10 protein-coding genes are annotated in these 11,158 nt (G+C 44.0%); 2 read left to right on the top strand and 8 right to left on the bottom strand.

Features of this window, described 5'->3' with window-relative positions:
• Positions 1-306, bottom strand: a 306-nt coding sequence (locus tag R7P36_RS24555; RefSeq protein WP_318122328.1) for an RNA pyrophosphohydrolase, incomplete at its 3' end; no start/stop codon positions are given.
• Positions 307-925: 619 nt separating this feature from the next.
• Between R7P36_RS24555 and mutH the strand changes: the two genes are divergently transcribed.
• Positions 926-1,606, top strand: coding sequence for a DNA mismatch repair endonuclease MutH (mutH, locus tag R7P36_RS24560; RefSeq protein WP_318122330.1), 681 nt, complete (start codon positions 926-928; stop codon positions 1,604-1,606).
• A 15-nt stretch (positions 1,607-1,621) separates the two neighbouring features.
• Here mutH and R7P36_RS24565 read toward each other — a convergent pair whose 3' ends face one another.
• Positions 1,622-1,933: a DUF6482 family protein gene (locus tag R7P36_RS24565; protein ID WP_005381772.1), complete on the bottom strand. Its 312-nt coding sequence runs from the start codon at positions 1,931-1,933 to the stop codon at positions 1,622-1,624.
• Between the two features lie 154 nt (positions 1,934-2,087).
• Here R7P36_RS24565 and R7P36_RS24570 point away from each other — a divergent pair, with 154 nt between their 5' ends.
• Positions 2,088-3,122 (top strand): NADP(H)-dependent aldo-keto reductase, encoded by a 1,035-nt coding sequence (locus R7P36_RS24570; protein WP_005381774.1) that lies wholly within the window; start codon positions 2,088-2,090, stop codon positions 3,120-3,122.
• A gap of 131 nt (positions 3,123-3,253) precedes the next feature.
• On the opposite strand, the gene R7P36_RS24575 is transcribed toward R7P36_RS24570, so the two are convergent.
• From R7P36_RS24575 to dsbC, 6 genes are all read right to left on the bottom strand, one after another.
• Complete coding sequence (locus R7P36_RS24575; RefSeq protein WP_005381776.1) at positions 3,254-3,505, bottom strand: hypothetical protein; 252 nt, start codon at positions 3,503-3,505, stop codon at positions 3,254-3,256.
• A 529-nt stretch (positions 3,506-4,034) separates the two neighbouring features.
• Positions 4,035-5,369, bottom strand: a complete 1,335-nt coding sequence (vpsR, locus tag R7P36_RS24580; protein ID WP_005385970.1) for a cyclic-di-GMP-binding transcriptional regulator VpsR — start codon at positions 5,367-5,369, stop codon at positions 4,035-4,037.
• Positions 5,370-5,613: 244 nt separating this feature from the next.
• Positions 5,614-7,131: a lysine--tRNA ligase gene (gene lysS, locus R7P36_RS24585; protein ID WP_213899733.1), complete on the bottom strand. Its 1,518-nt coding sequence runs from the start codon at positions 7,129-7,131 to the stop codon at positions 5,614-5,616.
• 34 nt (positions 7,132-7,165) lie between these two features.
• A protein-coding gene (prfB, locus tag R7P36_RS24590; RefSeq protein WP_100068604.1) for a peptide chain release factor 2 occupies positions 7,166-8,264 on the bottom strand; the annotation gives its coding sequence in 2 pieces (ribosomal slippage) (positions 7,166-8,188 and positions 8,190-8,264; 1,098 coding nt in all).
• A 173-nt stretch (positions 8,265-8,437) separates the two neighbouring features.
• A complete protein-coding gene (gene recJ / locus R7P36_RS24595) occupies positions 8,438-10,177 on the bottom strand; it encodes a single-stranded-DNA-specific exonuclease RecJ (protein WP_213899732.1) in 1,740 nt (579 codons plus the stop codon).
• Positions 10,178-10,220: 43 nt separating this feature from the next.
• Positions 10,221-11,009 carry a bifunctional protein-disulfide isomerase/oxidoreductase DsbC gene (dsbC, locus tag R7P36_RS24600; protein ID WP_005381786.1) on the bottom strand — a complete coding sequence of 263 codons (789 nt, stop codon included), beginning with the start codon at positions 11,007-11,009 and terminating at the stop codon, positions 10,221-10,223.
• Between the last annotated feature and the right edge of the window lie 149 nt (positions 11,010-11,158).

Raw genomic sequence — 11,158 nt, forward strand, 5'->3', positions numbered from 1 at the left:
CAGCAGAAACCATTTCTGTTTTTGGCCGATACAAACAGGCTTGGAGTCCCAACGCACCAATCGCTTTGGTAGCTTATATCTTAACCAATGACGACTTGTTGCAATGATCTTAACGTCTTTTTTCGTTAAACCGACTTCTTCGTATAACTCCCTGAACATGGCTTGTTCAGGGGTTTCACCTTCGTCAATCCCACCTTGTGGAAATTGCCATGAGTGTTGCCCGTATCGTTTAGCCCAGAAGACCTGACCATGGTTATTACATATCACAATACCAACATTAAGTCGGTAACCATCGCCATCTATCACTGGCTAACCTCTATGAATAAATTTTTTATTACCGTGATTTTTCCACATATCCCCATTACTAGCAAACTTACTGATGTGATATGAGCAAGATTTATTACCTTTTCAGCATTTTTGGATATCTTTTAATCAAACCATACCTTATCAACACAAGAGTGAGACATTGCCCACATTTATTCACCTTTTCTGTGAATAACTTTGTGAAGAATTCAATTCAAATGAGTAATTCAGTTCAATCCCATCAAATGAAAAACAAATGAATAAACAAAAAAACAAACATAACACATTGATAAAAAAGTATTTATTTTTAAAAATAACGATAATTCGATCTTCAATTTCTTGATGATCTTTTCACCAAACTCAGATCGGTCAAAGATCCACCAACAGGCTATTTATCCACACTTACCTGCTATTCGTTTAGATAATTACAACAAAATCAACCCCAAAAATGCATTTTAACCCCTGTTTATTCATACAGACCTCGTCAGGATCTTATCAATACCTCCTCCACCTGTGGATAAGTTATGAATTGATCATTCTTACACCGCCTCGGTGAAATCTTAAACAGTAGATTTGGTCGGAGTTTGATAAACTATATTTTTTGTAATACCACCTTGTAACTATGAAACCAGAACCACAAACAGAAGCAGAGCTATTGGAACGAGCGCATGATATGGCAGGACTCAGTTTTGCTGAGTTGGCCGCCGAGGCGAATATGATTGTTCCTGAAAACTTAAAACGTGATAAAGGTTGGGTGGGTCAATTACTCGAATGGCACTTGGGCGCTCCAGCAGGCAGTAAACCTCAACAAGATTTCGCAAAACTAGGGATCGAGTTGAAAAGTATTCCGATTAGTTACTCTGGCAAACCTTTAGAAACAACCTTTGTTTCTGTGGCCCCCCTCACTGGTGTTCATGGTCTTACATGGGAAACAAGTCATGTTCGAAACAAGCTATCTCGTGTGCTTTGGGTACCCGTAGAAGGAGAACGAGAAACCCCACTCGCTGAAAGACGTGTGGGCAGTCCACTCATTTGGTCACCAGATGAAGAAGAAGAACGGATTTTGCGAAATGACTGGGAAGAGTTAATGGAGATGATCGTCTTGGGAAGATTTGATCAAATTTCCGCCAGACACGGAGAAGCGCTGCATCTTCGCCCTAAAGCCGCAAATGCAAAAGCGCTCACCGAAGCATACAACTCAAATGGTAAGCCGATGAAAACTCTGCCCCGAGGCTTTTACCTTAGAACACAGTTTACTGAACAGATCTTACTCAAGCACTACATTAACACTCAACCAGAATAAAACCATATCAGCTATTTAGTGCGTCACGAGCGATAACTCAATATCGCAGTACGAGGCTGCCTCTTCAGTGCCACATTCGTCATACGCATTGCGCAGCCTTAAATACGCTTTATCGACCCCTAGCCTCAATAGTTCTTCTTTTACTAAGTCTAGAGAGCCAAAATGTATCGGGTCTTCACCGTCTTTAATCGGCTCAAGTTGATGCTTGTACTCCACAGCTAAAAGATAGTCAGAGACATCAGAACACCCAATCACAAATACTTTGGGAGTTTTATAAGTATCTTTATGTGGACCATGTAGCCACATGTCCAATTGATGCTTCTGCATAACATACCTCCTTCACACGATCATTTAAGTGTAGTTAGGCTAACTGTAGCTTTCGAGTTTGCTCTTCCTTTATACGTAAATCATTTGCGATTGCGGCTAAAAATCCCCTATATTGGAGTCACTTATTTAGTCGGTAACTCTTCAAGGACGTGATATGCAATACACAAAACTACCGCACTCATCACTTGAGATCAGTAAAATCTGCCTCGGCACTATGACGTTTGGCGAGCAAAACACAGAAAAGGACGCCTTTGAGCAGCTCGACTTTGCCCTCGATCATGGGGTGAACTTCATCGATACCGCAGAGATGTACCCTGTACCGCCAAACTCGGAAACACAAGGGCTCACCGAGCAATACATCGGTAATTGGTTAGCAAAAAGCGGCAAAAGAGAAAAAGTAGTACTGGCAACAAAAGTGGCAGGCCCTCGAAATGTTCCTCACATTAGAGACAACATGAGCCTTAATCGTCGCCACATCCATACAGCAATTGATGACAGCCTTAATCGTCTACAAACCGATTATGTCGATTTGTACCAACTACATTGGCCGCAGCGTCAAACCAACTGCTTTGGTCAACTCAACTACCCATACCCTGACAAACAAGAAGAAGTCACGTTAATTGAAACGTTGGAAGCGCTTACTGAATTAGTGAATGCAGGTAAAGTGCGCTATATCGGCGTATCCAACGAGACGCCGTGGGGTGTGATGTCGCTATTGCGTTTGGCAGAAAAACACGATTTGCCAAGAATTGTCTCCATTCAAAACCCATATAACTTATTGAACCGCAGCTTCGAAGTTGGCTTGTCTGAAATCAGCCATTACGAAGGCGTTCAGTTACTTGCCTACTCTCCTTTGGCATTTGGCTGCCTGAGTGGTAAATACCTAAACGGGGCAAAACCTGAAGGCGCTCGATGCACTAAGTGGGAGCGTTTTGCGCGCTACTTCACTCCGCAAGGTGTTAAAGCGACCGAAGCTTACGTCAATTTAGCTCAAGAGCATGGTCTAAACCCTGCACAAATGGCGCTCGCGTTTGTCAATCAGCGTCCATTTGTTGCTTCTAACATTATCGGAGCAACAAACCTAGACCAATTAAAAGCCAATATCGACAGTATTGATTTGCAACTTAGCGACGAACTACTTACTGAAATTCAAGCAATAGGTACAACTTACTCGAATCCTTGCCCTTAACAGTACCACCTTCAAACGAAAACAGCTGATCTTCAAGATCAGCTGTTTATCCAATGAAGTCATACTTCATATAAAAAGTTAAGCGTGTTGAATGACTCGTTAGCAACTCAGTCAGCCCAACACGCTAACGATTACGTCATTATTCGCGACGTTAAGACTCGACGAAGGTGACGAACTCGACGTTCAACTTTTACTGCATCCGGAACATTGGCACGTGTAGAACGACCATCGCGATCTAAACCAATATCTCTCAATAGATGAACATTCGTCCATGGAATATCATGAGCAGTTCGGCGTATGGTGCGCTGCCATTGTTTTTCTTCGCGTTTAAGGTCTGCTTTCAATAGCAAAGTGGCCAATTGTAGGTAAATAGAGTGACGCATAATATTTTCTCCGATTATCGATGTATTCGACTGGGAAAAAATAGTGCGTAAAATGAACAGAAATATTCTGTTGATACTAAGCCGCTACTTTCCCGCAGCCTAGTAATAAATATGATAGGTTACGGATTAATTTTTATCTTGTGAGCCAGTGGTATTGGTATCATCCGATTTAAGGATTATCGGAGCGATAGGCATACGATCAGCGCAAGCAGTGGTGTTAACAACGTAATGTTTCATCTTGCGCCTCCTAGCTAAAAATTAATCCGTTTATGAAAGGTATAACTCATTGAGTTACGGTTAAATTGTAAGCTTTGATGAATATATATCAAACATTTTTTGCCTTTTTGATTAAAAACAAATCAATACACCGCAATTTAGTTTCATATACTTTTACGTATAACATATTCACCTGAGGAATATATAAATTTGCGGATTTTATAAATCAAACCAAACAAAAATAAAAAGAGCGGCTCTGTGGCCACTCTCTTTTATTGTATTTATTCGCCTATTTAACACAGGGAAAGGCCAACTACATGGCTTGTTCGGAAATCAAGTTATGTTTATTAAGTAGTCGATACATGGTTGCACGCGAAACTCCGAGCTCTTTCGCCGCATTTGAAACTTGACCAGAATGAGATTCCAAAACAACCAGCAACGCATCACGTTCACTCTTCTCTCGGATTGATTTCAAGCTGCGCTTTGAGTCATTACGTTGAGGTAAATCTAAGTGATGATCTTCAATCATTACGCTGTCGGACATTAATACCGCTCGCTTCACTTGGTTCATCAGCTCACGCACATTTCCAGGCCAGAAATAACGTGTCAGTGCCTTGAATGCATCCTCAGAAAAGCTTTTTGCTTGCGAGTTGTACTCTTTTGAGAACTCTTGTAAGTAGAAACGAGCCAGCAATGCGATGTCACTCGCACGTTCTTTCAAGCTAGGGACATTGATGCGCAGAACGTTGATGTAATGGTAAAGCTCTTCATTGAAGTCACCGTCAATCAAAGCTTTTTCAACATCCGACGAGTTAGCAGCAAGAATACGCACGTTAACCGCTTTTACGCCATCTTTGGTATCAATGGTGCCTTCTTGCAAGAATCTCAGCAGATTCATTTGCTGCTCTTTTGAAATGGTAAGAATGTCATTAAACAACACGGTGCCACCATCTGCTTGTTCAAGCAGGCATGCTTCCATATCTTCATCGGCGTTAATACCAAATACTTCAGCTTGGAAACGTTGTTCATTGAGTGCGCGACAGTTAATTGCCATAAACGGTTTATGAGAGCGTGAAGAGACTTTATGGATGGCCCTAGCAACCGCCTCTTTACCAGTCCCACTTTCCCCAGAAATCAGAATGCTGACGTCCGTTGGACCAATGCGCTTCACTTGATCGCGTAAACGTTTCATCGGGATAGATTCACCGATCAAACCCATATCTAAACTGCTACCAAAACTAGGCCAAACTTTTTTCTCCAATTTAAGCATGCCAAGCTGGTGACCTATTGTGCTTAATAACTGTGCATCTGGGATCGGCGCTGTGAAAAAATCGATACAAAAGTTAACAATGAACTGGCATATGGTGTCAGTGCCAAGCTGAGATTCACGAATAAACGCTAACCAACGTACGTGTTTGTGAGAGCTGACTAAGTTCGCCAAACCATTCAAGCTGAACTCGTCATGGCTGAGATCAACAATACCGATACATGGACCAATATCTTCTAACAGCGTATTAGCTTTGCGTAAGTCACCTACTTGATGACACTTCCAGCCCACTTGCTCCAGTACCGATAACCAAGGCTCATAAGTACCGCCAACTACCACAAGCGATCCCGGGATGGAATCCATCTTAAACTGCCCAGCCATTCTCTAACCCTTTTTCATTGTTAATAGAAATTTTGTGCCACAAACTTATCTTTGCGAGCGGGTAACATTATCGAGACTCCGCCCCCTCACGTCTGTCTCAGTATTAAGACTATGCAATAGATTGAGATTTGGCGAATGTTTATTTGCATATCCCATTAAAAGGCAAGTGCAACAAATTGAATTACCTTAACTAAAAGGCAAAAAAAAACCACCCGAAGGTGGTTTTTTTACTCATCCTATCGAATTACGCTTGCGGGCGCATTGCAGGGAATAAGATCACGTCACGGATAGTGTGCGTGTTAGTCAGTAGCATAACCAAACGGTCGATACCGATACCTTGGCCTGCTGTTGGCGGTAGGCCGTGCTCTAGAGCAGTGATGTAGTCTGCATCGTAGAACATTGCTTCGTCGTCACCAGACTCTTTCGCTTCAACCTGTGCTTTAAAGCGTGCATCTTGGTCTTCAGCATCGTTAAGCTCTGAGAAACCGTTCGCTACTTCACGGCCACCGATAAAGAACTCAAAGCGGTCTGTAAAGAACGGGTTATCATCGCTACGACGAGCCAACGGAGAAATATCTGCTGGGTAACCAGTGATGAACGTAGGCTGCATTAGCTTAGGTTCTGCTGTTTCACCAAAGATCTCTTCAAGAAGCTGACCGCATGTCCAGAAAGGTTCTACTTCAACGTGAACAGATTTCGCGATAGAAACCATTAGATCACGGTTTTGTAGGTCTTCTTCTTTTAGCGCTTGGATTTGCGCGTGGTCTGGGTTGTAGTGCTTGATTGCTTCGAACATGCTCATACGAGTGTAAGTACCACCAAACTCAACCGTTTCATCACCGTAAGGCATTGACGTTGAACCTAGAACTTCTTGCGCCACTGAGCTTAGTAGTTCTTCAGTTAGGTCCATCAGATCTTTGTAGTCTGCGTACGCCATGTAGAATTCCATCATTGTGAATTCTGGGTTGTGGCGTGGAGAAAGGCCTTCGTTACGGAAGTTACGGTTGATTTCGAATACGCGATCAAAACCACCAACAACTAGACGCTTCAGGTATAGCTCTGGCGCGATACGTAGGTACATTGGCATGTCTAGTGCGTTGTGGTGCGTGATGAATGGACGCGCACTCGCACCGCCAGGGATAACGTGCATCATTGGCGTTTCAACTTCCATGAACTGCTTAGAGATCATGAAGTTGCGGATTGCAGACATTACTTTAGAACGTACTACGAACGCTTGACGAGAGTCTTCGTTAACGATCAGGTCAACGTAACGTTGGCGGTAACGCATCTCTTGGTCAGTTAGACCGTGGAACTTTTCTGGAAGTGGACGTAGTGCTTTGGTTAGCAACTCGTACTCTTCCATGTTCACGTATAGGTCACCCTTACCAGACTTATGAAGTGCACCTTTAACACCGATGATGTCACCGATATCTAGACCTTGGTATTTTTCTTTAAGTACTTTTTGAACCGCTTTGTCAGCATAAGCTTGGATACGGCCAGAAGTTTCTTGAATTACCAAGAATGGACCACGTTTAGCCATGATACGGCCAGCGATTGCTACTACGTGGTTAAGCTCTTCTAGCTCTTCCTTCGTCTTTTCACCGAACTCTTTCTGAAGGTCGCCCGCTAGTGCGTCACGACGGAAGTCGTTTGGATGGCCGTTCGCTTTGCAGCTCTTTCGGATTGCATCCAGTTTAGCGCGGCGTTCAGCAATCAGCTTATTTTCTTCTAGTACAGTTTCGTTTTGAACAGCATCAGTCATTTTCGATGTATCCTGTTTTTGTCGGTGAAAAGCTTTATAGACCTGATTTCAGGCTAGCTTCAATAAATTTGTCCAGATCGCCATCAAGAACCGCTTGAGTATTACGGTTTTCAATGCCCGTACGGAGGTCCTTAATACGTGAGTCATCCAATACGTAAGAACGGATCTGGCTACCCCAGCCAATGTCAGACTTAGCGTCTTCATTAGCTTGTTTTTCCGCATTTTGCTTTTGCAATTCAAGCTCAAATAGCTTCGCTCGAAGCTGTTTCATTGCCTGATCTTTGTTCTTATGTTGAGAACGGTCATTCTGACACTGAACCACTGTGTTCGTAGGTACGTGCGTAATACGTACCGCAGATTCTGTGGTGTTTACGTGCTGACCACCTGCGCCTGACGCACGGTAAACGTCAATACGTAGGTCGGAAGGATTAATGTCGATGTCGATGTTTTCATCAATCTCTGGATAGATGAACGCAGAAGCAAATGACGTATGGCGACGACCGCCTGAATCGAACGGAGATTTACGAACAAGACGATGGACGCCCGTTTCAGTGCGTAACCAACCGTACGCATACTCACCAGAGATGCGAACTGTTGCCGACTTAAGACCCGCGACTTCACCTTCAGAGACTTCAATCACTTCAGCTTTGAAGCCCTTCGCTTCTGCCCAACGTAGGTACATACGCAGCAGCATGTTAGTCCAGTCTTGTGCTTCTGTACCACCAGAACCTGCTTGCAAATCGATGTAACAATCAGAGCTATCGTGGTCGCCAGAGAACATACGACGGAATTCAAGCTTTTCTAGCTTCTCTTCCAACTCAGCAAGTTCTGGTTCAATTTCGTCAAATGTTTCTTGATCTTCTTCTTCTACAGCCAGCTCAAGAAGACCTTCTACATCTTCCACACCTTGCTCTAGTTGATCAATGGTTTCAACAACCGCTTCTAGTGATGCACGCTCTTTACCCAGTGCTTGCGCACGCTCAGGTTCGTTCCATACATCTGGTTGTTCAAGTTCTGCGTTGACTTCTTCTAGACGCTCTTTCTTCGCGTCATAGTCAAAGATACCCCCTCAGGACATTTGTGCGCTGAGACACGTCCTGCAGACGGTTTTTAATTGGATTGATTTCAAACATGTTTACTCAACATTTTAGAATAGAATTTAACCGAGAAATTCTACTGAAAAATGTGACCGAGATACAGGAAAATTTCGGATGAGAAATCAGATTGCGGTGAGAGAGAGCACGGTCATAAAATTTTACGCCCACTTAGGGGCAACCGTACTCTATAAGAAAGGTTAATCTAGGTATTACTTAGCTTCGATATGGTCGATCATCAATTGCAATGATTGATTACCACGAAATTCATTCACATCCAGCTTATACGCGAGACGTACTGTTTTAACCGATGCATCTGGCCATCGGCGTAGATCAACATTGAATGCAATGCCGTCGATCATCACATTGGTAGGGTGACCTTTATAAAGCGGCTCTAACATCAATTTAAGATGCTTCTCACCCACCAGCTTTTGATGCAGTACTTTAAACTCACCATCAAAGATTGGCTCTGGGAAAGCTTGTCCAAAAGGGCCACCCGCTCGCAACTGTTCAGCAACATGCATAGAGAACTCTTCCGGCTTAAGTTCACCATCTGACATGATCACGCCTTTTAGCGCCGCTTCATCGAGTTCCTTTTTTACCACTTCATCAAACAAACGACTGAAACGCTCAAAATCCTGCTCTTTAATCGTTAAGCCTGCTGCCATGGCGTGTCCACCAAACTTGATGATCAAACCCGGGTTTTGTGTGTCGATGAAATCCAACGCATCGCGCATGTGTAGCCCCGGAATAGAACGACACGAGCCTTTAATCGTCCCTTCTCCGCCATCAGCAAATGCAATGACTGGACGGTGAAACTTCTCTTTAATGCGCGAAGCCAAAATACCAATCACACCTTGGTGCCAATCACGCTGGAATAAGGCTAAGCCATAAGGAAGCTCATTGCCTTCACTAAACTGAAGGCGCTCACAGAAAGCCATCGCTTCTTGCTTCATGCCTTCTTCAATCTCTTTACGAGTTTGGTTCAAGCCATCCAATTCACTTGCCATGCGACGAGCAGCGTGGATGTTGTTACACATCAATAGTTCAACACCGAAAGACATGTCATCAAGACGACCTGCAGCGTTAATACGTGGACCTAAAGCAAAGCCAAAATCGGACGCAACTAAACGACGCGCATCGCGCTTCGCGACCTCAATTAACGCTTGGATGCCGGGACGCGCTTTGCCCGCACGAATACGTTGCAAGCCTTGGTGTACAAGAATGCGGTTGTTTTCATCCAATGGAACGACGTCGGCGACGGTACCCAGTGCAACAAGGTCAATCAATTCCATCAACTTGGGCTCTTGCATCCCCTGTTCTGCAAACCAATTGTGTTTTCGCATATGAACGCATAGTGCCATCATGAGATAAAACGCGACCCCTACACCCGCAAGCGCTTTAGATGGAAAGCTACAGCTCTCAAGGTTTGGGTTCACCATTGCATCCACATCAGGCAACACTTGTCCTGGTAAGTGGTGATCGGTAACGAGCACGGTAATGCCATTTTCTTTTGCGTAACGCACACCTTCGATTGATGAGACGCCGTTATCCACCGTCATGATCATCTCAGCGCCAAGCTCTAAGGCTTGGTCAACGACTTCTGGGCTTAACCCATAACCGTCTTCAAAACGATTTGGCACTAGGTAATCCACATTGTGACTACCAAGCATGCGCAGCGCGAGTACTGATAATGCTGAGCTTGTCGCGCCATCAGCGTCAAAATCACCGACAACGATGATGCGTTTTTGTTCTTTTATCCCCTGAAACAAAAGATCGACAGCTTGCTCAATCCCCCCGAGTTTTTGATATGAATGCAACCCACGGGCCGACGTTTCTAATTGTGAAAGATCCGTTATCCCACGGTTGATGTAGATACGTTTAAGAATCGAAGGAATGGAATCAGGAAGAAGGGAAAGATCAGGTTCAGGACGTCGTTGAATTTCTATCATGCTTAAAAGAGCCGACAATTTTGCCGACTCTGCTCCTAATGGATTATAGTTGCTTTAAACGTTTCAATAGCTCTGCAGGTGGTAGGTAGCCACCAACCATTTCGCCATTCGGTAAGAAGATTGCTGGCGTACCAGAAATACCCAATTGGCGACCTAGATTGTAATGCGCCTGGATGGTTTCTTTACACTGTTTCAGGTCTTTCGCAGGGTTATCAAATGTACGATTCACTTTCGCGTTGTGCATTGCCGACGCCGGATCTTCAGCACACCAAATCGTTGCCATTTGTTCTGCCACAGGGCCAGTTGCACCTTGGCGAGGGTAAGCCATGTAACGCACTGTAATACCTAGATCATTATAGCCTTGCATTTGGCTATGCAGACGCACACAGTAACCACATGTGATATCGGTGAATACGGTCACAACGTACTTTTCATCGTCGGCTTTGTATTCGATCATGCTATCGGAGAACTGCGCAATTTTCTCGGCGTTAAGCGGCGCTTGACGCTCTGCTATGACATCTTTGTAACTGCCATCATCATTAATGGCATAAAGCGTACCGGCGATAAAATGGCTACCATCATTTGAAGCAAACAGGATCCCGCCATTGGTTTGAATTTCCAATAAGCCAGCGACGTCTGATGGTTGAATATCAACGATAGATAAACCAAGCTTTGAGAACTTAGTTTTTAATGCTGCTTCATCAAAGCCGCTTTGTGCAGCTGGCGCCACTTGTTGCGCAGGAGTCTCCGTTTGAGCCTGACTTTCTTCTGCACCACAAGCGGTAACAAAAAATGGTAAAGTCAGCAGAGTTAGTCGGCGTAATACGCTCATGAAATTCACCTTAATGTAAAATCGTTTTTCCAAGAGGACATGGATGAATCTAACCATTGTTATGCTCTTGGGTGGTGTTGACTGTGGATCTGCTTCAATCGTTCAGTCGCCACGTGAGTATAAATTTGCGTGGTCGATAAGTCACTATG

Source organism: Vibrio sp. 397 (assembly GCF_033339395.1).
Taxonomy (GTDB): Bacteria; Pseudomonadota; Gammaproteobacteria; order Enterobacterales; family Vibrionaceae; genus Vibrio; species Vibrio alginolyticus.

What these genes read in the sequence shown, in the direction of transcription:
- dsbC (WP_005381786.1), bottom strand. Translation starts at nt 11,009, where the DNA reads ATGAGCGTATTACGCCGACTAACTCTGCTGACTTTACCATTTTTTGTT.
- vpsR (WP_005385970.1), bottom strand. Translation starts at nt 5,369, where the DNA reads ATGGCTGGGCAGTTTAAGATGGATTCCATCCCGGGATCGCTTGTGGTA.
- recJ (WP_213899732.1), bottom strand. Translation starts at nt 10,177, where the DNA reads ATGATAGAAATTCAACGACGTCCTGAACCTGATCTTTCCCTTCTTCCT.
- R7P36_RS24565 (WP_005381772.1), bottom strand. Translation starts at nt 1,933, where the DNA reads ATGCAGAAGCATCAATTGGACATGTGGCTACATGGTCCACATAAAGAT.
- mutH (WP_318122330.1), top strand. Translation starts at nt 926, where the DNA reads ATGAAACCAGAACCACAAACAGAAGCAGAGCTATTGGAACGAGCGCAT.
- R7P36_RS24570 (WP_005381774.1), top strand. Translation starts at nt 2,088, where the DNA reads ATGCAATACACAAAACTACCGCACTCATCACTTGAGATCAGTAAAATC.
- lysS (WP_213899733.1), bottom strand. Translation starts at nt 7,131, where the DNA reads ATGACTGATGCTGTTCAAAACGAAACTGTACTAGAAGAAAATAAGCTG.
- R7P36_RS24575 (WP_005381776.1), bottom strand. Translation starts at nt 3,505, where the DNA reads ATGCGTCACTCTATTTACCTACAATTGGCCACTTTGCTATTGAAAGCA.